Here is a 21,616-nt window from a genome sequence, read left to right on the forward strand (position 1 = left end):
ACCCCTTGTCGATCAGAACCCAATTGACAGTTGGGTCATCACCGCGACGTCGTTCGCCGTTGCGTCGATGCTGCTCGCGGTCGGGGTGGTGGCCGATCCTACGAAGTTGTACAGCGTGCCGCCTCTTTGCGGAAGCTCCCAGTCAATCTCGGCCTGCCAGACGATCGATGGTGCTATCCAATAGTCGAGCGCCAGGGCCACCTCACGCGCGTGCGGGCTGTACACAGAGGGTGATCCGTTGAAGGTGAAAATCGGTACGGTGCTGATGTCGTTGGCAAGGATGGCTCGCTGATTCACGCCTGAGTAGCGCACCAGGAATTCAGTCTTGTTGAACCTCGGCTCTATAAAGTCCCCAAGGTAAGGATGCGGAATGCCATAGAGGAAGAAACCGAACATCGCATACCAGCCCTGCCTGTTCTCATGCCCGCAGCAACCGGGATACATAGCCGATCCCGCAAGACTGGGCATTTGACGGTAGGTTTGCGCCCACTCTCCTCGGGTGCGGAACGGTCCTACGCGATATGCGTAACCCACATCCCAGGAATTGAACCAGAGCCCGTCGAGCCACTTGCCATTGTAGGTTGACGCCATCAGTTCAAGCCGACCAAGATTCTCACTAATCGGCAGTGGGAACAACCTGAAGCGTGCGCCGAAACCCTTACCATTCGTGGCAATGTTAGTGCCGGTGAGCGGATTGAGTGCCTCACCGATCACCGGATTGGGAATCGCATTCACGCCGGGCGATGATTCGAAACTCGGGCCTGAGTCCACCCACACCGTGGCGTCAACGTCCTGGCCTATAGCGCCCCACTGGATCCCGCTGCGAGCCTGCAGTCCCAGCGCTGAAGGGGGAGCGATCGATTCCGCGCCGTAAAGCAGCGGTGCAGTTATAAAAGGATTGACCCAGCTGGGGCTCTGGTTCTCGAACCAATCTCCGAAGGGCGTGTCGAATAGCCCGGCGACCAGTTCCAGAGGAAACTCCTGTCCAGCCGGAAAGATCTGCAGGTTGGCAAGGCTTGGACCCACGTCCGAAATTCCACCAGGTTGCAAGGTGGCCCCGAAGCTGCTGTAGAACTGGATCCAGTCATTAAGCCTGATCATCGGGTTAACTTCGAAGTCGAGGACGGGTTGATTCATCGCGGCCTCGCGGTCGAAGTAGAAGCCGGCAGATACGCCACCAACCATCGTGAAGGTATGCTGGCCAAGAAAGGCGTTTATGCGATCGCCAAAATTGAAGGGCCCCAGCTGGGAAGATATGGTCTTCTGAATCTGGCCGACCTGCTTCTGGGTTTGAGCGATCTGCAGAGTGTTCTCGCTTTCCTGGGCCTGCAGCTTCGCGTTGTTGAGCGCGCTGACCTCGTTTTCCAGCGCCTCAATACGCTTGCGTTCCGCTGCCTCCTCCTCCTCATGCCTGCGCTCGTTCTCCCTCATTTGGCTGCGCTCTGCCTCAAGCTCGCGGAACACCTTGTCCAAGGAGGCCGGCTTTGCCGTGCCGGGGTCCGCGGCCGAGCTTGAGCTTGAAGCGACTCCTGAGTCTTGCGCCGATGCATTTCTGAGCGGAATTGTCGCCAGCGCGATCGAAACCAATGCCCCCATGATCACCAGATGATTAACGCGCCCCATATTTGTCCTCCCAAGCTTCGGCCTGAAAAATATGCCAGCAGCGACAATCGCGTTGCCGCCATCGATTTCTATGGAGGCAGTCATTTCCGAGTGTCTTATTGCGCTACATTAATTTCACCTTTCATTCCTTCCTTTACGTGCGTCGTGCAAAAGTACTTGTAAGTGCCAGGCACCTTGAACGTGTAGCTCCAGGTATCTCCCGAGTTCAGGTAACCGGAGTCCCACGTCTCCGCCCCCTTTGGCACGACTGCCCAGCTTGGGTCGGGCGCCGTAGTCGGATCGGTGGTGGCAGTATGGACGGTGTCACCCTTGTCCACCCACGTTACTGTATCGCCGACTTTAATCTTCACCGGGTCGGGAACGTATTTCGCCGGTGTGTCGAACATCTTTACCTCGACGGTTTCCGCGAAGGCTGGCATCGCGAGACCCAGCGACAACACACCGGCGACAAGCAATCCCCTGCCAGTTAACTGCCTCTTTTTCATAGCCTTTCCATTTTCCTCCAGCGCATCCAGGTTCCATTTGTGTTACCGCTGTTTGTGATTTCCAAAGGTGCACCAGGACTCTTACACGAGCGCGCAGTTTCCAAATGCGTGCTCGTATCTACGTGTTCGGATTTTTCGGAATAGACACGGAACGCGTACAGGGTTATTGCCCCGATAACTGCCCAGGCGAGTCCTATCATGAAAAACGCGCTCACAAGATAAGCGCGCAGAACACCCGGTCCCGATGACCCGAAGCATAGCGGGCATGCATCGGCTGCAGGCGCGCAGATTAGAACCGCCGAAATCGCGAAGGCGGCCGACTTAACTGAGGTAAACCAGCGCATAAATTATAGGCCAAAGAATCACCACGAATGACCAATAGACCGAACACGCAACGACGCCGCGGAAGTCCATGTCGTATCGCCCTCGCTGGACCCGCGATGCCACGAACAAGAGCACTGCGACTGCCACAATAAGATGAAGCGCATGGGCGCCCACGATCAGATAGAACATCCCGCCGTATAGACTCGATGTCATCGTAAGCCCGAACAGGATGAGGTGTGCCCACTCGCTACCCTGGATGGCAAGGAACAGGGCGCCGAGCACCGTAGTTACCACCATCCAGCGCATGGCACCCGTCTTGTTATGCCGGCGCAGGGAGCGCACCACTCTCCACATTGTGAAGCCGCTCACGATGAGAAGGACAGTGTTGAATCCTGTCAGAGCGAGTGGAAGGCGCGGCTGGTTCGGAGGTGGCCAAAATGACGCCGACGCGCGTGAGATCAGAAATGCGCTGAGCAGGCCGGCGAAGAGCATCACCTCGGAGCCTACGAATATCACCACGCCGAGCGTCGGATCAGCGCTCTTTGGCGATCCGGGCGAACCCGAACCGCCGCCACCTCCGAACGCTGTGCCGCGCTTGAGATTAGGAACCTGGCGAAGAGGAGTTGCCGCAGCCAAGTGCTAGCTCCTTATCTTACCGATGCATCGCGACGTCGGGCGTAAGCACGAACGCAAGTATGATTACCAGCGCCACCGGAAACAGCGCCAGGACATAGATCATCACGTCTTCTGATCGCAGGCGCATGTAGTAGCGTCCTATGACATAGGCCTGTGCTGTAGCCGCGAGGAAGATGACCCACAGCGCCAAGCTTCGCTGCACCCCCAACGCCACTGTCAGAACGCCAACCAGCAAAAGGGCAACCAGTAGTGACCAGGTCTTCAGCGAGTCTGAAGCACTGAATTCGGTTTGTTCCATCGGCAACACCTATCCGGCGGTTGGCGCCAAATACACCAAGGCAAAGAGGAACACCCAAACTGTCTCGACGAAATACCAATACAGGCACACGTATTTGAGCTTGCTCTCCAACCAACCGGGCGGAGTGCGGGGTTTCACCATAAGCATCAGTCCGAAGATGACCACGACTCCGGCCAACAGATGAAGAACATGCAGACCGGTCATCAAATAGTAGAAGCTCCAGAAAAGGGCAGCGCCAGGCGTGAAGCCCTCGCGAAAATCGCCCGCGTATTCGAAGGCCTTGATCACGAGAAAGAGCACGCCGATCAGCGCAGTGACGCCCAGGTAACGCTTCGCGCGAGCCGAATCGTGGACGCGGGCCGCGCCTTGCGCAAGCGCAGCAGTCATGCTGCTCGTAAACAGAACGAACGTGTTGATTGCCCCGAGGCGCCAGTTAACGTGCGCGCCGTCGGCTCCCCATCCGCCATGGGAGATCCCTACCAGAATGAAGATACCCATGAGCCCGCCGAAGACCATCGTTTCGCCCGCCAGGAACACCCACATTCCAAGCTTGCCAAGCTCAAAACTGGCCGGCACCTCGTGCGGCGCGTGGGCTATCTCGATTCCGACTGCGGAGTCTGCCATAAGTTTCGCTCAACCCTGCGCGGCGCTTGCTTCCACCGCTGCGGCTTGCGGAGCCCAATCCTGTTCCATTCCGGGCACGCTATACTCGTATGGACCGCGCACGACGGTCGGTACGCTGTCGAAGTTTTCGTGCGGCGGGGGCGAATCGGTGGCCCATTCAAGCGTGGTGGCATGCCATGGATTCGCAGGGGCCTTCGCGCCGCGGAACATGCTCAAGAAGAAATTCACCAGGAATGGGATCTGTCCGGCGATTATGATCAGCAGGCCGATGGTTGCAATTACATGCAGCCGTTGAAGTGGTTTGTAGTAGGTGTAAACGGACGACATATAGAGTCGCCGCTGGCCGCCGCCGATGCCGATCAGGAAGAGCGGGATAAATACCGTGTTGAAGCCGACCCACGTGAAGACGAAGTGAATCTTGCCCAAGGTTTCGTTCATCATTCTTCCGAACATCTTGGGGAACCAAAAGTAGATCCCGCCAAAGCCCGCGATGATAGCCGTCGGCACGAGTGTGTTGTGGAAATGTGCGATTACAAAATAGGTGTCGTGCAGGTAGATGTCGGCTGCGTCCACTCCCAGAGGAATGCCGGTTACGCCGCCGAGTATGAAATTCGCCAGCGCGCCCAGCGCGAACAACATCGCTGTTGAAAACGTGATCTGACCACGCCAGAGCGTCGCGATCATGCAAAACAGTATCACCGCGAACGGGACGGAAATCGCGATCGTAGTCACGCTGAAAGGCTCCGCCAGCGTCGGGTTCATCCCGCTGACGAACATATGGTGAGCCCATATCGTGAAACTCAGCGTGCCGGCCGCAAGCAGGGACCACACGATCGCCTTATAGCCAAAGAGCGGCTTGCGGCTGAAGACCGGCAGGATCTCCATCACGATACCGAGTCCTGGCACCGCCACCACGTACACCTCCGGATGGCCGAAGAACCAGAACAGGTGTTGCCAAAGCAACGGATCGGCGCCCCTATCCGGTAGGAAGAAACCCGTGCCCACCATCCGATCGAACAGCAGCATCACTACGCCGGCGAGAAGCGGTCCGACGCTCAGCATGAACAACACGCTTGCCACCAGTTCCACCCACACCAACATCGGCATTCGCCAAATAGTCATTCCCGGTGCGCGCATCGCGATCGCTGTAGTGAGGAAGTTGATACCGCCCATCAGGACCGAAGCGAAATCGATTGCTACGGCTATCAGCCAAAGGTTTCCGCCCCAGTAAGTTCCCGGAATGAACTTTGCCCCGTCGGACAATGGAACGTAGTTCGTCCAACCCGCGCGCGACGCGCCGCCGGGCACAAAAAACGAAGCAAGCAGCAGGACCGTTCCCACGAAAATCGTCCAGAACGACGCCATGTTAAGCCGCGGGAAGGCCATGTCGCGCGCTCCGACCATCAGCGGGATAAGGAAATTGCCGAACGCGCCAAGCAGCACCGGCATCGCCACGAAGAACACCATCGTCGTTCCATGCATCGTAACGACTTCGTAATACTGCGACGCCGTCACCTTTCCCCAAATCGGCACCGCAGTGCCGGGCCATGCAAGCTGCCAGCGGAAGATGAACGACAGCCCCACGCCTACAAACCCCATGAACAGGCCTAGAAACAGGTACTGCTTGCCGATTACCTTGTGGTCGACAGAAAATATGTATAGCCGCCAATAGCCCATCTTCTCGTGGGCATCGGTGGACGGCACTGCCTCGGGCTTGGTCTCGGCCATGGCCTATCCCTCCGTTCGTCTCACAGATGATCGCGCGCCTGATGCGCTCTTACCCGCGGCGGCGCCAGACTTGGGCCAGTGCTGGCTGACCCATTTCTGATAGTCCTCGGGCGTCAGAACCAGCAGGATACCCTTCATCGCGAAGTGCGAGATCCCGCATAGCTGGGAGCATCCGATTTCGTATTTGCCGGGACGCGTTGCCTCGAACCACACGGGAATCTCCCGGCCGGGAACGGCATCCTGCCGAAGCCGTAATTGCGGCACGTAGAAGCTGTGGATCACGTCCTTCGAGGTCATGAGCAAGCGAATAACCTGGCCCGCGGGAACCCTTAAGAAACTATCTTGAACCAGGTCGTTCCCCGTGCCGAACTTGCCGTCAGGACCCGGATAAGTGAACTCCCACCCGAACTGGAGCGTTGCCAACTTTACGGTCAACGCCGAAGGAGGACCTTCTACTTTGACGAAATCCCAGATCGGCTTGGCCTTAACGTCGATCGCAACATCAAGGAAACCGACGATTATGACAGGGATCAGCACCCACGCGAGCTGGCGCAGCGAGTCGCCGCGCACAAAGGATGCGCGCCCGCCCTTGCGGCGACGGTACAAGATGACGAACACCAGGAGTGTACCTTCGGTTAGGACGAATGCCGTGCCGACAACGTAGACAATGAGCTTGAGCATCGAGTCGATGCTCGGACCGAAGGTGGATATGTCCTCAGGAAGCCAACCCAGGATCATAGGAGTCCCCTCACTCGATCCCTTGCGCGAACTCGACCCTAGCGCACTTGCCAAGAAGCAAAAGCGCAGTGACTGTTCACATCGTTTGCCTTGCCTTCATCATCGATGAAGGCGCATCACGTTTCTCCCCCTTTCGCCGCAAGCCGCGCCAAAGGACTACCTTCAGTCGCGGCGAAATCTTCCAGGAGTCTCCTATGGATATTGATCGATACTCGGCGAATGGGTCGAAAACGTGGACGGGCAGCCCCCTGGGCGTCGAAAATCACCCTTGCGGCGAACCTCGGTTCGAGCCGTTCTTTGCGGGACTGGCAGGCAGTTTCGAACATGCTCAACTCGTTCGCCACATTTCATGCGGCGTCAGTGTTACGCAACTCGATAGAGCGCTTATAGGCGCTCCTAAATAAAAAAGTCAAGCGGCTTATACTACCGGATCACGAGAGTCAACATGCTTTTTCACAGGCAGGCTGTTCGACGAAAGGGGCAAAAGCCTTACCCGCAGTCACACGGCGTGAAGGGCGAGCGGAGATATGGGTACTAGGTGTTGCGCAACCTCGTCAGAGAAACGAGGGATTCAGGTGGAGGTAACTGCTAGGTTGCGCCGTCGCCAACCGCCATTGGCTTGTGCGCTGCAGCCCGCTCGACGTCGCTCGCGACGCGCTCCGGTTGGGCGTCTTCGCCCAGGTACTGGAGCAATGGACGACCGTTCGCGTCAACCAGGCAGAACAGGAGAAAGTGATCGACCGTCCCATCGGCTTCGTGATGGCGGAACAATTTGAATCGCGCCATCACATAGTCGATTTGTTTGGGGGTTCCCGTCAAAAACAGCCAGCCGTTAATGTCGGCGCCCTGCGCACTCGCATATGAGCGAAGCTGCTCCGGGTGATCGTGTTCGGGATCGACTGTGATCGAGACGATGCGGGCATCCGTTCCGAGCTTGGACCCGAGTCGATCGGCGATCTTTTTCATCCGGGCCGTGAGGAGGAGACACGGTCCTGGACAGGTCGTGTAGATGAAATCGAAGAGCACCGGTTTGCCCTTCAGCGAGGCCAAGGAAACCTTCCGGCCGTACTGATCGACCAATGTGATGTCAGGTAAGCAGTCGGAGGCATCGCGCACTGCGGATCCTCCGTGCTCCCGCCTGACTTCAGCCTGTTGACGGCAGCCAATCAGCGTGACCGCGCAGCCAAAGACAATCAATATCGTCAGAGCGAGGCCTTCACTGATCAGCCAGACGTTTCGCAGAGAATGCATTGCACTGGTTTTCATAGACTTCAATGCAGCCTGGGAGTGGTAAGAATCGCAATGAGCGAGGCGCGATACGTTCTTGCTGCGCTTGGTTCTCGTGCCTCGAGGAGGTGGCGCCACGCTTATTCCCGTTGCTTGACGGCGGTTCAGTAACCTCCAGAGCTCTCCCGAGGCGACCGTAGACACAGGCATCCGATTCTTGAACGCTTCGGTCTTAAACAGAAAATCGCGATTCCATTCGACGACACGTAGCATCTTCTCCTGTCGTTCTGGATTCTTCTCACTCTGTGCGACAACTCAGCTAACCTAAGCTTGCCGATGAAGAGGTCTAGGGTGAAATTTATGTCTTGCATCGTTCACACTCAAAATCCGAGAACTATGAGCGACGCAACGGCGGCCAGTTCGAGGAAGCGGGAAGGCGCGTTCGCGCACTGCGACTGTCATGGCGACTTGCATTCTGGTTCAAACATACTCGGATTCGCAACGAAAATGCAGCCGCATTCTCCCCCGTAGCCTATCCATTCCATATCAAACAAGAGTAACAGCGACCGCACCGTCACGGGCAGACCTTGCGCAGCAATGAACTGATACAGATTGGTGAAGCGACGCACATAGTCGGCGCATTCTGAATCGGCATGTTCGGCGGTCGGGATCTGAAAGTCTCGAATCGGCCGAAGCGGAATTAGACTTCGCAAGCGCGTACTGGCAACGCTATCGGCGATCTAGCTGTTGAGGATCGTATCCATTTTGTCGGCCATATCCTGCATCATGGATGGCATGACGTGGCTGTAGGTATTGGCAGTCAGCGCGATCATGCTGTGACCGAGCGTGCGGGTTCAACTCCCGCCCTCGGCACCACAATTCTCCCCGACAGTGCTGCGATTCCCAGCGCAATACACTTTGGCTTTCAAGTCCATCGCGCGACGATCGCGGCTGACTTTGACTGTTCTGGAACTGTGCCGGTGTTTGTTCGCACTGCGCCAAGGCAAACTCTTCATCGGCTCGGGTTGTTCCGATCTCCGTCGGACCTATGGATTTTTTTGAAGCAGAGTTTGACCGGCTGCAGATCTAAAGAAGAATCTGAACGGATTCATCTTTGGGCGAAAAGATCCAATCGCCCTAGAAAGCGGCCATGAGACCCAAAGCTCCGAAGCACAGAATCAGAAGCAGCATTCCGGTGCTGAGGCCATGCGCGGCCCATTCGCGGCTGGTGATCCCAAGCCGGCTTGCCGCGACGATGTTCGGTATATTGCCGGGAACCAGCATTCCCCCGCCGATTAACAAGCCGAGGAACGCCGCGCGCTGCTGATTCATACTCAGGGAGGGAGTTATCTCCATCGCCGCCAGAGTCGAATTGTTGACCACTGCGGAAATGGTATTCATCCAAAATAGCAGTCCCTCTGGAACGCGATGAACATACGCATTCACCACCGGCCTGAGCCCGTCCGAGAGTGCCCACAAGTCCGGCAATAAAAACGTACACCTTGCCGGGACGAATCAGCAGAACGGTCCTCCACGAATCCTTCGCTTCAGTTGTAACCAGCGGCTTGCCGGGAGCGAACTGCAAAAACAGGATAGGAGCCGCGGCGAGAATTATTCCGCTCACAACGAAGGGGCCGAGCAGATGGGTAAGGTACCAGAAGTCGGCATGCAGAGATTTCAGAACGACTGCAATCCCAGGCATGCCCAAGGGCGTAAGGCCCGCACCGAAGCCAATCGCGAAACATGCAAATACCGTCGTGGCAATTTCGGCGTGCCGGTTACAACGAAGCAACGAAATTGCTTCGACGAACACCAGGGCGGCCACGACCGGAGTGATGAAGGCTGCAAGCAAACCCAGGATGATCGCCAGGCAGAAGCAGATAATCCGCGGGTGCAGAATTTGGATTAACCGGCGAAGCAGCTGATCGAGATAGTCCCGCAGCAGAAGAAACGCGGCGCCGAAAACCAGCACGGCCACTGTGAAAGACAGAGGCTCGCTCAAGGCCGACCATACGAGCGCGCGGTTGAATTGTCCCGTGACGCACGCGGTCAGCACTCCGACCAGCAGAAAGAAAAACTCGACATTCCGTTCGATCGGCTTTACCAGGATTGGCCCTAGTAGGACCGCTAGGATTGTCAAGGATGCAAGGATCACTGTCATCATCTGCCCGCAACTAATGCAGTAATGCAGCGTTCGTGCAATCGCAGAAGCGCTGGACTCTCTTTGGCCGACATAGGAAGCGTCGCGCCTTCGGCGGGCCGCGTCTTTCAAGCTCTCCGTCCAAATGAAACGAAGAAAAGCCGAGACCGCAGCAAGGATCACGCAGATAAGTTTCTTCGCTGAACTTCAGTGGTTAGCCTGGTCTTGAGCTCTTCTGCCCGCGTCCGCGTCGGGATGAACGAGGTCCAGGATCACCTGCAGCGCTCTCTTCGAGACTTTGAAAGTGGTGTTGTCGTGTTTGACTTCGGCCTCGGTTCGCTTACTGACCGGGTCGAAAGGTGTGAAGTGAGTAATTTGATAGGCCTTTAACGACGCCGGCGGATAGTATTCTACGGACCTTAAAATCCTCTGGAGCGAAAGCTCCGTGCGGGTTCGACCCAGCCCCCGGCATTGGAACAAGCCCGCGCCAAGCCTCATCGTTTCTTGAGCGCTTCGAGTTCGTCCAGCGTACGCGGCCAGTCTTCGTGTAGTAGTCGCGAAAGAGCGCGGTCGGCGAGCAGGCGGCCGCCGGTCTGGCACCTCGCGCAATAATTCGTCTCATTGCTCGCATAGCGGATGCGCTGGACCTTCGCGCCGCATCGCGGACACGGCTTCCCGTACCGACCGTGAACCGCCATCTCGGGACGAAACGCAGTTACCTTCTCCGGAAATTCGCCGTCGGATTCGGCGCGCAGCCGATCGATCCATTCGACCAATATCGCGCGCGTGGCCTCGTAGAGTCGGCTGACTTCGTCGTCAGTCAGCTTCTGCGTCATCGCGATCGGAGAGAGCTGGGCGCGATGCAGAATTTCGTCGGAGTACGCGTTGCCGATACCGCTGAAAATGTGCGGATCGGTGAGCGAGCGCTTCAGCGTGTGATTGGACGACCGCAGCGCCGCGGCAAATTGGTCGACGCTCGCGTCGAGCGGTTCGATGCCGCCTGCCGTTAACGACTCGAGACCAGCTTCGCCCTCGACCACGCGCAACGCCGCGCGCCGCTGCGTCCCCGCTTCCGTAAGCCACAGCCAGCCGTTATCGAACTCGAAGGCGACCAGGATATTTCTGCTGCCGAGTTTTGGCTGGGAGGGTTTCCAATGCAGCCGGCCCGCGATCATAAGGTGCAGCACGATCCAAAAATCGCCTTCGACGCCGATTGCGATCTGCTTGCCCACCCGTCGAACTTCCACAACCTTTCTTCCCGCCGTTGCAGCTATGGGCGGAGCGGTGGAACGCAGCAGAAACGGCGATTTGACTATCGTCCTGACGAGCTCGTGGCCGGCGACGCGCGCTCGGATAGCTTCCACGTATACGCTGACGTCAGGCAGTTCTGGCATGAGTAATCTCGCGCGCCGGACCGTCACGATCGGCGCCGCCTGTGTTACATTTACCTCGAATCACGTCTAAAGAGGACGCGCCCATGAATTACTTTCTCGCCAAGACTGAACCAACGACCTACTCGCTCGATGACCTCGAGCGCGATCGGCGCACCAGCTGGGACGGCGTAACCAATCCGCAAGCGGTTCGCGCGATTCGTGAAATGCGACCAGGCGACATTGTGTTCATCTATCATAGCGGTGGGGTTTCGAGCGTGGTCGGAATGGCCATGGTGAAATCGCAGCCGCGCGACGATCCAAAGAATCCTAAGTCAGCGGTGGTCGATTTGGAATTCGCCGGACGCCTCGGGTCGCCGGTGAGCTTGGCTGAGATCAAACAGTCCGGAAAGTTCGACGACTTGGCGCTGGTACGTCAAGGCCGTCTGTCGACGATGGCGGTGCCGGAAAAATTCGTTGCCTGGATTCGCGCGCGAAATCCCAAGGCGACCATCTAGCATTTCAACTTAACAATATAAGGTCGAGCGCATCGCGAGGCTTTTGCGATGCGCTCAGCCCTTCAACCGAATTTCCGTTCGACGTTATCAGTAGCAGTGCGAGCGAGCCCACGCCGCTTGCTGTCCTACGTCGCTCGCGGCCGCGGGATGTCCGGTCCAGTAATCTCTACGAGCCTGGTTCTGGAGTCGTTGCGCATTTGCGCAAGCACCATAGCCTCGACCGTAGCCCCAACCGTTGCCGTGGTACCGATTTCCATAGTATCCGTTTCCATAGTAGCCGCGGTTTCGGTAGCCATAGTCGTCGTAATCGTGGTGCCAACAGTCGACTCGTTCAATAGAGTTCGCGCTGATGGCCGGTTCGGCGAAGGCGGGCATAGTCATTGGCAATGCCAGCATCGCGCCGGCCAGAACGCCAGTGATAAAAGTCTTTTTGAATTTCATACAAGTCTCTCCTGCTGGAATAGAAAGCATCAACAATGCCAATTCTGATCCGGTCATAGACTTGGAAATCGCGTATCTTTTCGCTACGAATTTGTCTGAATCTCGTACGAAATACACTCCTCATGCGACCGTTTTTTCCGCGCTCGCATGCGTCAGACCCAGTGCTTCGCCGATTTTGGTGGCGAGCCAATCTGCCTCGATTGGATCCACTATTCCATCCCCAAAATTCAATTCACCGCGCTGTCCATAACGTACCTGGATTCGGCGATATACCGTCGTTCCCGCGGTCATGCCCGCGATCGAACGGACGTCGCGCGCCTCGCTGGACGGGACTCTCCGCGTCCTTACGGGAATACCACACACGCGCCACGTCACCTTCAGCAGGCCATCGCCGATCTGCACCGTCGTGCTCCCGAACATTATCAGGATGAGCCAAAGACCGATGATCGCTTCGAAAGCGGGCCACATGATTCTGAAGATCAGTGGCGCGTGTTCCCTGAAGATCTCATATGTGGTTCCGGACCAGATGGCGAAGAATCCCAGCAGCGCGAAAGTTACCGACGGATTGCGGAACGGCCGAAAGTAGATCTCGCTTTGCCCGTCGGCGGTGAGGCCGAAGCGGATGGCTGATCCTTGCGGACGAAACTCGCTCACGCGTTGCTCGCGGCGGGCGCGCAGGTCAAGCACTTCCGCAGCTTGCGCGGAGGTTTCGCCGATTTGAAAGATCGGCACCGCGAAGCTCGATTTGTAGTTGACGATGCCGCCAGCTGACTGAGCCTTCAATCGCCAATAGATCCGATCGCGCAAGTCGCTATCGTCAGTCGGTCTGCATTCTGGCGGGATAAGGAACACGACCGGGATCGAGCCATCACCCCCGGCTGTGACCTCCGATTCGTCGCTCCACAATGGCCGGTTGCTGCCGCTGTTACCAGAATTAGTGTGGTTGATGCACACCAGCTTAAGCGTTACGCGGCGCATCGGCTCGATACCGCTGCCAACGTGTATATAGCCCTCGAGCGTCCCGCCTATTTTCCCGGGTACTGATTTCATCTCGAAGCGCGAATCACCATACGCATTCCACCTGAGAAGCAGATGTATCGCCCATGCGATAAGTCCAAGTCCGACTATCGGAAAAAGTGCCAACCACGCGAACTTTGGTTCGTAACTCAGATTATGGGCGAGCAAGGTGGGTACAGCGGTTGGCAGTGCGATGGCATTCCAGAAGAGCGCGATCGCGCAGATCGCAATCGCGCCGGGCTTGGCGCTGGAATGAATTTCGCCGGCGGCCCACTGCGCATGCCATAGCCATGGTTCGTCCGGATGCGCCTGTTTGAGATTCATGTTTGCCGTTCGTTCCGATAGTTATCGAAGCCGAGCGGCAATTGTGCCATCTGCGCGTCTTTGGGTCAGTAGGCTTGCAGGGGCTCTATGCCTTGAGAGTTTACTGAAAGGAAAAACGGAGGCGGCTATGAGAGCCGCCTCCGCTGTGCACCAATCCCGAAAGTTGAAAGCTAGGCCTACGGAGTGCTCTTGGCCGGCTTCTCCTTGTTGAACTTCAACGTCATCTCGACGACGCCCGCTGCCACGTTCAATCCGTTCTGCCCTTCGATTGATACCGGCTGCAACGCGATCGAGCTCTTGAAGCCGCCGACCAACACGTTGGCGCCCGCGCCGACTCCCACCGCAGCGCTCGCAGTCGCGCCGCCGTAGTGCCCAGCCAATGCTCCCTGACCGAGGTTGGTGGTCGGGGCCAGAACCGCCCACAAAATCACGCCCGACTGGAGGTATCCAATATCGGCACCGAACTTGGTGATCGAACCCGTGTAATACTCAGTGTAGCCCGGCTGAAGCGCATAGGCACACTCCAGCTTGCGCGACGATCCGAAAATAAATCCCCATCCTGATGCGACGTGACAAGTCAGGTATCCAGCCCGAACTGCGGCCCCTCCGCCCGATGCTGCCGGCGCTGGTGCAGGTGCTCCGCCCTGGGCCCGCGCGGATGGTGCACCTGCGGCCAGTGCCACCGCGAACCCCAGTGCGATTATCATTCCCTTTGATTTCGAATTCATCTTCGTCCTCCGTCTATGGTGAGGCTTTCCATTCCGGCCGGCCGGCACCCTGGAAAATTCCTCTCGTTGGTTGCCTCAGTTGAGCAGCAAACTCGCATTTTGCTTGGGAAAATGCAATACGAGCCCTATCCAACTCGACCCGCCGATAACTATCACTTGACTATGATCTGTCAATGCAGCACCATCCTGCGGTCATTGCTAAAGCCCTAACCCAGGAGAACGATTGATGAGTCTTAAGAGTATTCTTGCCAGTTTCACTGCCGCTTCGCTGGTGGCCTGCACATTAGGACTGAGCGGGCTCGCCTCCGCGCAGACCTCGCAGAAGCAACTGGACGTCTCGGCTGCCCGCGCGCAGCGCAAGGCAACCGTCGGCGCCAACATGAATCTCACGCCCGATGAAGCATCGAAGTTCTGGCCGGTTTACGACGCCTATGAAAAAAGTATGGATAGGATCGAAGACCGCCACGTAAAAGAGCTCAAGGATTTTGCGGCTAAGTACAATAACCTCACCGACGCCGACGCGCAGAAGAAGCTCGACGAAGTAATCGCGATCCAACAGGCGCGGCTCGACGTGCAGAAGGAATACATCCCGCAGTTTCGCGCCGTCATCCCGCAGGTGAAGGTGACCCGCTTCTACCAGATCGACAATAAGATCCAGGCGTTGATTCAGTGCGATATCGCGCAGCTGGTGCCGCTCGCGCAATCGCCCGGCGAGGCCGCACCGCAATAGCCAGGCGGCCGGTGACAAGACCCGTGCTCGAGAATCGGTCGATGCCGCGGTGTAGCGTAATTCCCATGCTCGGGTATCCAGACGTCGCCGCGGCTATCGACTGGCTCCGCGATACCTTCGGCTTCAGCTTGCGCCTGCGAATTGCAAATCATCGGGCACAGTTGAACGTCGGCGACGGCGCGATAGCTATAACCGAGCAACGCGATCTGGTCGGCAAGGAATGCCATTCCGTGATGGTGCGTGTGGAAGACGTCGATAATCACCACTGGCGCGCACTTCAGCACGGAGCTCGGGTGCTCGCATCGCCCGCCGACTATCCCTTCGGCGAACGGCAATACACCGTCGAGGATTTCGCCGGGCATCGATGGACGTTTTCACAGTCGATCGCCGACGTAGATCCAAAGGATTGGGGCGGCACCTCGACCTAGCTGCGCTTGATCTATTTTTGTACGCGCGCGATTGCTTCGAGGATTAGCTTCTCGGCCGCCTCGCGATTCACCCATCCGCCGATCTTCACCCACTTGCCCTTCTCGAGATCCTTGTAATGGCGGAAGAAGTGATCGATCTGATCGAGCATGATCTTCGGGAGATCGGTGTAGTCCGCAATTCCGTCGAAGTAGGGATTCAGCTCGTCAACCGGCACCGCGAGAATTTTCTCGTCGATGCCGTTTTCGTCTTCCATCAGCAGCGCGCCCACCGGACGGCACCTGATGACCGAGCCCGGCGCTACCGGCACCTGCGACAGCGCCATCACATCGCATGGGTCGCCGTCTTCGGACAGCGTATTCGGGATAAATCCGTAATTGGCCGGATAGTACATCGCGGTATGCAGAAATCGATTCACGAAAAGCGCACCCGAAACCTTGTCGAGCTCGTACTTCACTGGAACTCCGCCTTGCGGAATTTCCACCAGCACGTTGATCTCATCGGGCGGGTTGCGGCCGGGCGGGATTTTCGATACGTCCATGCGATTGCGCGCCTCCGGAAGATTGAACAACCGAGTAGAGCACGGGATCGCGTTCGAGGCCACCGCGCGTATACAGAGCGCGTTAGCGGTTCTCATCGGCACCAGCGGATGGGCGACATAAGATCGGCAAAGCACTAGAGTGTGGAGTCAGCGCGGGGGGCGCGGGGGCAGAGTGTCCGGAAATCACAACACGAAGCGATGCGCACCGGATCCCCTTTGATGTCGCCGATTCAAAGATGATGCCGCCAATTGCGCGATGAATCGCTGGCCTAAAATCGAGCTCTGGAACCTCGCAAAGATGAGGGGTGATTTCGACGAGCCTTGTGAAGTTCTTCCCTGCAGCCAGGTTGCGAGAGCAGTCGCAGTGATTTCGTATCCCAATGGGCGCGTGTCGATTAGAAGATATTGCGCCGCACATGACCATAAAGCCTTTGCAAAGCTGAAACGAAACCATCCGGGAGCCGAGCCGATCGATCACCGCGGCCTGACCGCGATAGGCGGTGCGAAGGCCCATTGATGCAGCCTGGGCACGCAGTGTCACGCAGATCAGGCTGTCGCAGCTAAGCTTCGATGCAGCTTCCAAAAGCCTGAGTATGCGCGCGTCAACAGCGTGACTGCTCAGATCGGCCTTTCTTTTCCTTATGTTTTTTGTGAATGGGTTCCGTCCTCGCCGCGTCGAACTATTAAGACCTCGCCAGTTACGCCGTCGGATTTTTCCTGACGCAATTTAGCGGTGACAAGGAGTTTGTGATATCTTGACTTTTAGTGAGCATGTCGGCACCTCTCTAAAGACACATCGGACTGCGGGGCATCGACCATGCTAAGACGGGGCAAGCCTAAGACAGCTCGACAAAGTGCCAATCTCCCGAAAACTTTCGATTTGCGACTCGATCAGAACGAGATTTTTGAAATCGACCGTGCCAAACTGGTTCTTCAACTGCGCACCATCCGACGCGCGATCAACGAGAGCGCGGAGGAAATGGAGATGGTTGCGATCGAGAGGGTATTTGTTCAGTCAGTCTCTCAAGCCCTTACTCGCACCTCGCGGAAATTGTACGCGATCGCAAAGGATTTGACTGACCTTCATCGAATCATTGAACGAGCGCGTCTCCCCCGGCCGGAAAGATCGAACCGAAAGTCCCGGCCCCGCCCTCGACCGAAGAGGCAGAACTGATTGCCGCCGGCTTGCCAGCGTGGGCGAGATAGATCTGGCCGCGCGGACCTGGAAGGGGGCTCTTTCCGAGATTTAGTTCGGCTGACGAATCACTCCTGACCTTACCGGCGCTGCGGCAGTTTCATGCCGCAGCGCCTGCAAATTCTCTCTGTTGACCTCCTGTTGCGCGTGGTAGTCTCAGGAGCGGGATCGTCTCAGCAGACGCCGCCGTTGCTGCGCAATGCCCCTCGCCGGGAGGTGGTCCATGAACCGCGCACTCTCGTTCACAATCGCAATCACCATGTTGCTCGCTGGCGCCGCTCCCGCCACGGCTGCCGATCTGAAGCCGGTAACTCCCGCCGGCATCGAGTCCGGCACTGTCATCACCAAGGCTAACGCCGCCAAGGTCTCCAGCCTTGTCAGCCCCGGCAACTACGTGCTGGTGAGCCAGGGAATGGAGATGAAGATCGTCCCGGCCCGGGACTACAACTGGCCGCCTCCCTTCCGCGTCTCCACCGAGCAAGATTCCTCGCAGGTCAGGCTGGGCCCTCACGGCGAGTTGACGAACTACCTGGCCGGCCTGCCGTTCCCGCTCCTCGACGCGAACGATCCCGGCATCGCGCAGAAGATCATGTGGAACTTCCAATTCGGTCCGGCCTACAGCGACGATCTCGACTCGCAGGACACCGAGATCCAGAACTTCACGCCGGGCGGTGGCAATCCGTTCGCGGCCTATCCAATCGGGCATCTTGCCGTCTATCGGAATCTCGGCCGCGAGGAAGTAGCCCCCACCCCCACCGACTACGATGGCGATACCGGAATCATGGAGCGCATGGCGCTCGGCCCAATCATCGTTCCGATCGAGCCCCCCTTCTGGCAAACCCCGTGGGCCTACATGGTGCGCTACCGATACTCGAGCCCCAGGCGATCCGACATCGTATGGTCAGATTTATCAGTCCCGAGGTATTGGTACGGCGAGTTCCCGAGCATAGGAAATTCGGATTATCTGCTGGGCAACGCGTTCTTCGGCAACCTGGACCTCGATTCGTTGTTCGGCTTCGCGGGCCGGTTCCAGGATTTTGATTTCAAGTTCCTGGGCGAGAAGGAGATGCTCGCGGTTGTGCATGCGAGGTCGCTGCCCGCAAGGCGGTGCGCGGCCGACGGCGGTCGCACGATCTGTCCCGAGGACTGGGAGCTGCGCCACGTGTATGTCGTCGAGGCCGACGCGCGCAGGCCGAGCCGATTTGCCGATATCCCCGCCATCGCCAAGCGCATTCTGTATATCGATTCCCAGGGATGGTTCATTACCGCGTCGGACCAGTACGACCACGACGACAAGCTCTGGAAGACGCTCGCGATTTTCAACACGGTGCGCGACCGCGAATATCCCGACTCAAAAGCGGCCGTCTATTCGTTCGACCGGCTGTTTCAAACTGCGCTCGTCGATGAAGACGTGCAGAGCGGTTACTCGACGATTTTCTTCACTCCCAGTCCGGAGCGCCCGCAGCACGACACCTGGTTCATCAACCAGGGAATAATCTCGCAGCGCTGGATCGTCCCGCAGCGCTTCACGACGCACCGCGAGTATTTCTATTGAGATCCGCCGTCGAAATCTGGGGATGCGTACAACTGCGACCGCGCTAGCCGGGGTTATTGATTCGGCGAAGCTCCGGTCGCCTTCGAGTTGTCTGTATTCACCTCGGCCGGTGGCTGGCCTGGTTTGTCGGGAACGACCGTATGAATGTCGCCGCTGATCAGCGTCACTCGGCTCGCTATCGTCTGCCCGTTAACTGTACCGCGGTCCCGTATCGCGATGCTGGTGCTGCCGCTGAGGCCGATCGAGCTGCCATCGACAAACCCAAGCGTCACCGCAGCGCCGGCCTGCGTCATCACTTTGTCTTGCACCAGCACCGGCGTCCCTTGTTGCACGGGGAGCGTCGCGTCCCCGCGCTCAATCTGCGCGCTGCCGCTGATCTGCGTCACCGAGCCTACAGAATCAACCGCGCGCGCCGGCGAGCTCGCGAGTAGTCCGAGCCCGAGCATCACGCTCGCCGCTACGAATGCAATCGATCGATTGTTGATTCGTATTCGTGAGCGGTCGTTATCGGATTTAATTTTGTTCATCGCAATCCCCCGAGGAAGATTAGGCCGCGGCCGATAAGATAGCATCCTCAAATACTTGCGTGCTATGAAGCACGATTTTTTGTGACTCTGATGGGGACGCGCGTTGAAACCATTGTCCGGGGCCGATAGCGTCATAGCGGGGTCTGAAAAACCGAAACGAAGGATGTGACGCGAATCCGCAAATTAACTCTGGCAGCCGCGATGGTCGCTAGCGCGATCATGCTGGGCGCGGGATGCATGCAGACGCAGGAGATCGACCAGACGCTGCCGCCGTATGCGTCCATCTCCGACGAAGGCCGCGAACCGCCCAAGCTTCCACCGCCGGACGACGATTCTCCCGGCATCATGAGCAGGATCGGCTCCGCAATTTTGCAACTGTTTTGGTGAAGCGTAACCGAACCTGACTCGAAGTCTAACTAGTCTGGCCCGCATATCCGCCATGAGCCCGCGAACTTTCATAAATCTCGATACGCCGCGCCTGATTCTCCGACGCTTTCGCGAAACCGACCTCACGAGCTTTATGGAGTATCGAAACAATCGCGAAGTTGCGCGCTACCAGTCATGGGAATCGATCTCGCGCGTCGAAGCCACGAAATTCATCGCGCAGCAAAGCCGTCATCGCCCCGGGATTCCCGGTAAATGGTTTCAGTTCGCGGCCGAAGTCAAAGCCGGCGGAGCGCTCGCCGGCGATTGCGCGTTACTCGTTATCCGAACGACGCCCCGCATCGGAGAAATCGGCTACACCTTTGCTCCCGCATACCAACACAGCGGCCTTGCGACCGAAGCCGCACGCGCCGTGATCGATTTCGCTTTCGGCTCGCTCGAGCTCAACCGCATCATCGCGACCACCGATTGCCGCAACGCTCCTTCCTTCGCGCTGATGGAGCGGCTCGGGATGCGCCGGGAAGGGCACTTCGTTCACAACGCGTGGTTCAAGGGCGAGTGGTGCGACGAGTATCAGTACTCAGTATTGCGCGAGGATTGGACCCGCGTCCGCCTTGCTTGACAATAATGCCGGTCCCGTCATTGATCTGACTAATCCGCCGCGAAGGAGGACCTGCTCATGACCCGGATAATCGACGCCGACGGGCACATCGTCGAGCCCCGCTCTCTCTGGGAAGATTATGCCGAGCCGCAATTTCGCGATCGCATGATCCAGGTTCGGCGCAATCGCGACGGCGCCGACGAGCTGTGGATCAATGACGAGAATCGCAGCCGTCCGTCGCTCCCGGTCGCAGCCTCGATGACGCCCGGCGGACTTTCTGACCTCAATCGCGCGCGCAAACTCACCTGGGACGACATCCTGCCCGGCGGCTACGACCCTCACGCTCGGATCAAGGTGATGGATGAAGAAGGAATCGATGTCGCGGTTCTATACCCGTCGTTGTGGCTGCTCTACGGCGATCTGAGCGATCCGCAACTAGCGGCCGCGGCGTGTCGCGCTTACAGCAACTGGCTCGCCGACTTCTGCAAGCCCTTTCCGAAGCGGCTGTTCGGAGTCGCGCCGATGCCTCTTCAGGATGTCGATCAAGCGGTGCGCGAGATGCGCCGCGTCGTGCGCGAGCTCGGCTTCAAGGCGGTGTTCGTCAGGCCCAATCCCTTCAACGGGCGCCGCCTCAACGACCCGGCCTACGATCCGTTCTGGCGCGAGGCGCAGGAACTGGACGTTCCGGTCGCGGTTCACGGCAGTTTCGGTACGCGCATGCCCACGATGGGCGGCGATCGTTATCACGACCCGTTCTTCTTCCACATGGTCTGTCATCCATTCGAGCAGCAAGCGGCCTGCATGGATATCGTGTGCGGCGGAGTGCTCGCGCGATTTCCAAAACTGACGGTCGGCTTCCTCGAATCGGGAATCGGATGGCTCGGTTACTGGCTCGACCGGATGGATAGCCACTACGAAAAGATGGGCACCTACGTGCCGTGGTTGAAGCGCAAGCCCAGCGAGTACTTCGCAGAGCGATGCTACGTCTCGATGGATCCTGACGAGAGCACGCTCAAAGCGATGATCGATCTCGGCGTCGAGCGCAACGTGCTATGGGGATCGGACTACCCGCACTTCGATTGCACCTATCCGGGCGTGGTCCGCGAGGTCACCCGCGCATTGGAGAAGCTTCCCGCGAAGGCCCGCGACAACATCCTCACCGAGAACGCGCTGAGGTTTTATCGGCTCACCTGACTGATCCGGATTCCTGTCCCCCTTCCAACAATGGGAAGTATACACGCCAAGAAGATTCGATGGCGCGGTTCGACAAGATCATGCACGCGCTTCTCGCAGTTCCCAAAGAGGATGCGCTCAAGACAATGAAGAAAACTCTCGCGGACAAAAAGAAAAAGCGGGGACGCCAGAAGACAAAAGCGGCCATGAACGCGAAATGAGACCCCGCCATGCTGCCGCGCTCGGCTCGTTAGAAAGAGAAG

Annotated in this window: 23 protein-coding genes; 8 read left to right on the forward strand and 15 right to left on the reverse strand. The window is 57.9% G+C overall.

Annotation, left to right across the window (positions count from 1 at the left end; genetic code table 11):
- Nucleotides 1-12 precede the first annotated feature (12 nt).
- From WB650_RS20330 to WB650_RS20375, 10 genes are all read right to left on the reverse strand, one after another.
- The gene (locus WB650_RS20330; protein ID WP_423961821.1) at nt 13-1,707 is read right to left on the reverse strand and encodes a hypothetical protein; all 1,695 of its coding nucleotides are present in this window, start codon (nt 1,705-1,707) and stop codon (nt 13-15) included.
- Nucleotides 1,708-1,718: 11 nt separating this feature from the next.
- On the reverse strand, nt 1,719-2,108 hold the full coding sequence (locus WB650_RS20335) for a cupredoxin domain-containing protein (protein WP_422302108.1): 390 nt from the start codon (nt 2,106-2,108) through the stop codon (nt 1,719-1,721).
- 321 nt (nt 2,109-2,429) lie between these two features.
- Nucleotides 2,430-3,068 (reverse strand): cytochrome c oxidase subunit 3, encoded by a 639-nt coding sequence (locus tag WB650_RS20340; RefSeq protein WP_422302109.1) that lies wholly within the window; start codon nt 3,066-3,068, stop codon nt 2,430-2,432.
- A gap of 16 nt (nt 3,069-3,084) precedes the next feature.
- The gene (locus WB650_RS20345; protein ID WP_422302111.1) at nt 3,085-3,366 is read right to left on the reverse strand and encodes a cytochrome C oxidase subunit IV family protein; all 282 of its coding nucleotides are present in this window, start codon (nt 3,364-3,366) and stop codon (nt 3,085-3,087) included.
- Nucleotides 3,367-3,375: 9 nt separating this feature from the next.
- Nucleotides 3,376-3,990, reverse strand: a complete 615-nt coding sequence (locus tag WB650_RS20350; RefSeq protein WP_422302113.1) for a cytochrome c oxidase subunit 3 — start codon at nt 3,988-3,990, stop codon at nt 3,376-3,378.
- 9 nt (nt 3,991-3,999) lie between these two features.
- On the reverse strand, nt 4,000-5,718 hold the full coding sequence (locus WB650_RS20355) for a cytochrome c oxidase subunit I (RefSeq protein WP_422302115.1): 1,719 nt from the start codon (nt 5,716-5,718) through the stop codon (nt 4,000-4,002).
- Between the two features lie 3 nt (nt 5,719-5,721).
- Nucleotides 5,722-6,456, reverse strand: coding sequence for a cytochrome c oxidase subunit II (locus WB650_RS20360; protein ID WP_422302116.1), 735 nt, complete (start codon nt 6,454-6,456; stop codon nt 5,722-5,724).
- A 588-nt stretch (nt 6,457-7,044) separates the two neighbouring features.
- Nucleotides 7,045-7,893: an SCO family protein gene (locus tag WB650_RS20365; protein WP_423961824.1), complete on the reverse strand. Its 849-nt coding sequence runs from the start codon at nt 7,891-7,893 to the stop codon at nt 7,045-7,047.
- 898 nt (nt 7,894-8,791) lie between these two features.
- On the reverse strand, nt 8,792-10,006 hold the full coding sequence (locus WB650_RS20370) for a DUF1646 family protein (RefSeq protein WP_422302120.1): 1,215 nt from the start codon (nt 10,004-10,006) through the stop codon (nt 8,792-8,794).
- A 311-nt stretch (nt 10,007-10,317) separates the two neighbouring features.
- Nucleotides 10,318-11,217 carry an Fpg/Nei family DNA glycosylase gene (locus WB650_RS20375; protein ID WP_422302122.1) on the reverse strand — a complete coding sequence of 300 codons (900 nt, stop codon included), beginning with the start codon at nt 11,215-11,217 and terminating at the stop codon, nt 10,318-10,320.
- An 83-nt stretch (nt 11,218-11,300) separates the two neighbouring features.
- Between WB650_RS20375 and WB650_RS20380 the strand changes: the two genes are divergently transcribed.
- Nucleotides 11,301-11,711: an EVE domain-containing protein gene (locus WB650_RS20380; protein ID WP_422302124.1), complete on the forward strand. Its 411-nt coding sequence runs from the start codon at nt 11,301-11,303 to the stop codon at nt 11,709-11,711.
- Nucleotides 11,712-11,798: 87 nt separating this feature from the next.
- Here the strand turns inward: WB650_RS20380 and WB650_RS20385 are convergent, their stop codons facing one another.
- From WB650_RS20385 to WB650_RS20395, 3 genes are all read right to left on the reverse strand, one after another.
- Nucleotides 11,799-12,152 carry a hypothetical protein gene (locus WB650_RS20385; RefSeq protein ID WP_422302126.1) on the reverse strand — a complete coding sequence of 118 codons (354 nt, stop codon included), beginning with the start codon at nt 12,150-12,152 and terminating at the stop codon, nt 11,799-11,801.
- 120 nt (nt 12,153-12,272) lie between these two features.
- Nucleotides 12,273-13,493 (reverse strand): hypothetical protein, encoded by a 1,221-nt coding sequence (locus tag WB650_RS20390; RefSeq protein WP_423961827.1) that lies wholly within the window; start codon nt 13,491-13,493, stop codon nt 12,273-12,275.
- Between the two features lie 176 nt (nt 13,494-13,669).
- Entirely contained in the window at nt 13,670-14,221 is a 552-nt protein-coding gene (locus WB650_RS20395) for a DUF992 domain-containing protein (protein ID WP_422302130.1), read from the reverse strand.
- A gap of 226 nt (nt 14,222-14,447) precedes the next feature.
- Between WB650_RS20395 and WB650_RS20400 the strand changes: the two genes are divergently transcribed.
- The gene (locus tag WB650_RS20400) at nt 14,448-14,951 is read left to right on the forward strand and encodes a hypothetical protein (RefSeq protein WP_422302132.1); all 504 of its coding nucleotides are present in this window, start codon (nt 14,448-14,450) and stop codon (nt 14,949-14,951) included.
- Between the two features lie 65 nt (nt 14,952-15,016).
- Nucleotides 15,017-15,379, forward strand: a complete 363-nt coding sequence (locus tag WB650_RS20405; RefSeq protein ID WP_422302134.1) for a VOC family protein — start codon at nt 15,017-15,019, stop codon at nt 15,377-15,379.
- A gap of 11 nt (nt 15,380-15,390) precedes the next feature.
- On the opposite strand, the gene ppa is transcribed toward WB650_RS20405, so the two are convergent.
- Nucleotides 15,391-15,918, reverse strand: coding sequence for an inorganic diphosphatase (gene ppa / locus WB650_RS20410; RefSeq protein WP_422302136.1), 528 nt, complete (start codon nt 15,916-15,918; stop codon nt 15,391-15,393).
- A gap of 1,418 nt (nt 15,919-17,336) precedes the next feature.
- Between ppa and WB650_RS20415 the strand changes: the two genes are divergently transcribed.
- The gene (locus WB650_RS20415) at nt 17,337-18,668 is read left to right on the forward strand and encodes a DUF1329 domain-containing protein (RefSeq protein WP_422302138.1); all 1,332 of its coding nucleotides are present in this window, start codon (nt 17,337-17,339) and stop codon (nt 18,666-18,668) included.
- Nucleotides 18,669-18,721: 53 nt separating this feature from the next.
- Here WB650_RS20415 and WB650_RS20420 read toward each other — a convergent pair whose 3' ends face one another.
- Nucleotides 18,722-19,195 carry a FecR domain-containing protein gene (locus WB650_RS20420; protein WP_423961830.1) on the reverse strand — a complete coding sequence of 158 codons (474 nt, stop codon included), beginning with the start codon at nt 19,193-19,195 and terminating at the stop codon, nt 18,722-18,724.
- A 165-nt stretch (nt 19,196-19,360) separates the two neighbouring features.
- On the opposite strand from WB650_RS20420, the gene WB650_RS20425 reads away from it, so the two are divergent.
- From WB650_RS20425 to WB650_RS20440, 4 genes are read left to right on the forward strand one after another with little or no spacing between them, the layout of a single operon-like run.
- Nucleotides 19,361-19,582: a hypothetical protein gene (locus WB650_RS20425; RefSeq protein WP_422306092.1), complete on the forward strand. Its 222-nt coding sequence runs from the start codon at nt 19,361-19,363 to the stop codon at nt 19,580-19,582.
- A 52-nt stretch (nt 19,583-19,634) separates the two neighbouring features.
- The gene (locus tag WB650_RS20430; RefSeq protein ID WP_422306090.1) at nt 19,635-20,201 is read left to right on the forward strand and encodes a GNAT family N-acetyltransferase; all 567 of its coding nucleotides are present in this window, start codon (nt 19,635-19,637) and stop codon (nt 20,199-20,201) included.
- A gap of 57 nt (nt 20,202-20,258) precedes the next feature.
- On the forward strand, nt 20,259-21,374 hold the full coding sequence (locus WB650_RS20435) for an amidohydrolase family protein (protein ID WP_422306088.1): 1,116 nt from the start codon (nt 20,259-20,261) through the stop codon (nt 21,372-21,374).
- Nucleotides 21,375-21,433: 59 nt separating this feature from the next.
- The gene (locus WB650_RS20440) at nt 21,434-21,574 is read left to right on the forward strand and encodes a hypothetical protein (protein WP_422306086.1); all 141 of its coding nucleotides are present in this window, start codon (nt 21,434-21,436) and stop codon (nt 21,572-21,574) included.
- Nucleotides 21,575-21,616: the final 42 nt, after the last annotated feature.

Source organism: Binatus sp. (SeqCode), assembly GCF_049584895.1.
Classification (GTDB): domain Bacteria; phylum Desulfobacterota; class Binatia; order Binatales; family Binataceae; genus Binatus.

Bases quoted from the DNA above. Each gene is read 5' to 3' on its own strand.
- WB650_RS20380 (WP_422302124.1), top strand. From the start codon at position 11,301: ATGAATTACTTTCTCGCCAAGACTGAACCAACGACCTACTCGCTCGAT.
- WB650_RS20390 (WP_423961827.1), bottom strand. From the start codon at position 13,493: ATGAATCTCAAACAGGCGCATCCGGACGAACCATGGCTATGGCATGCG.
- ppa (WP_422302136.1), bottom strand. From the start codon at position 15,918: ATGGACGTATCGAAAATCCCGCCCGGCCGCAACCCGCCCGATGAGATC.
- WB650_RS20440 (WP_422306086.1), top strand. From the start codon at position 21,434: ATGGCGCGGTTCGACAAGATCATGCACGCGCTTCTCGCAGTTCCCAAA.
- WB650_RS20365 (WP_423961824.1), bottom strand. From the start codon at position 7,893: ATGCCTGTGTCTACGGTCGCCTCGGGAGAGCTCTGGAGGTTACTGAAC.
- WB650_RS20330 (WP_423961821.1), bottom strand. From the start codon at position 1,707: ATGACTGCCTCCATAGAAATCGATGGCGGCAACGCGATTGTCGCTGCT.
- WB650_RS20420 (WP_423961830.1), bottom strand. From the start codon at position 19,195: ATGAACAAAATTAAATCCGATAACGACCGCTCACGAATACGAATCAAC.
- WB650_RS20395 (WP_422302130.1), bottom strand. From the start codon at position 14,221: ATGAATTCGAAATCAAAGGGAATGATAATCGCACTGGGGTTCGCGGTG.
- WB650_RS20375 (WP_422302122.1), bottom strand. From the start codon at position 11,217: ATGCCAGAACTGCCTGACGTCAGCGTATACGTGGAAGCTATCCGAGCG.
- WB650_RS20405 (WP_422302134.1), top strand. From the start codon at position 15,017: ATGCTCGGGTATCCAGACGTCGCCGCGGCTATCGACTGGCTCCGCGAT.
- WB650_RS20385 (WP_422302126.1), bottom strand. From the start codon at position 12,152: ATGAAATTCAAAAAGACTTTTATCACTGGCGTTCTGGCCGGCGCGATG.
- WB650_RS20415 (WP_422302138.1), top strand. From the start codon at position 17,337: ATGAACCGCGCACTCTCGTTCACAATCGCAATCACCATGTTGCTCGCT.
- WB650_RS20435 (WP_422306088.1), top strand. From the start codon at position 20,259: ATGACCCGGATAATCGACGCCGACGGGCACATCGTCGAGCCCCGCTCT.
- WB650_RS20355 (WP_422302115.1), bottom strand. From the start codon at position 5,718: ATGGCCGAGACCAAGCCCGAGGCAGTGCCGTCCACCGATGCCCACGAG.
- WB650_RS20350 (WP_422302113.1), bottom strand. From the start codon at position 3,990: ATGGCAGACTCCGCAGTCGGAATCGAGATAGCCCACGCGCCGCACGAG.
- WB650_RS20430 (WP_422306090.1), top strand. From the start codon at position 19,635: ATGAGCCCGCGAACTTTCATAAATCTCGATACGCCGCGCCTGATTCTC.
- WB650_RS20345 (WP_422302111.1), bottom strand. From the start codon at position 3,366: ATGGAACAAACCGAATTCAGTGCTTCAGACTCGCTGAAGACCTGGTCA.
- WB650_RS20335 (WP_422302108.1), bottom strand. From the start codon at position 2,108: ATGAAAAAGAGGCAGTTAACTGGCAGGGGATTGCTTGTCGCCGGTGTG.
- WB650_RS20360 (WP_422302116.1), bottom strand. From the start codon at position 6,456: ATGATCCTGGGTTGGCTTCCTGAGGACATATCCACCTTCGGTCCGAGC.
- WB650_RS20400 (WP_422302132.1), top strand. From the start codon at position 14,448: ATGAGTCTTAAGAGTATTCTTGCCAGTTTCACTGCCGCTTCGCTGGTG.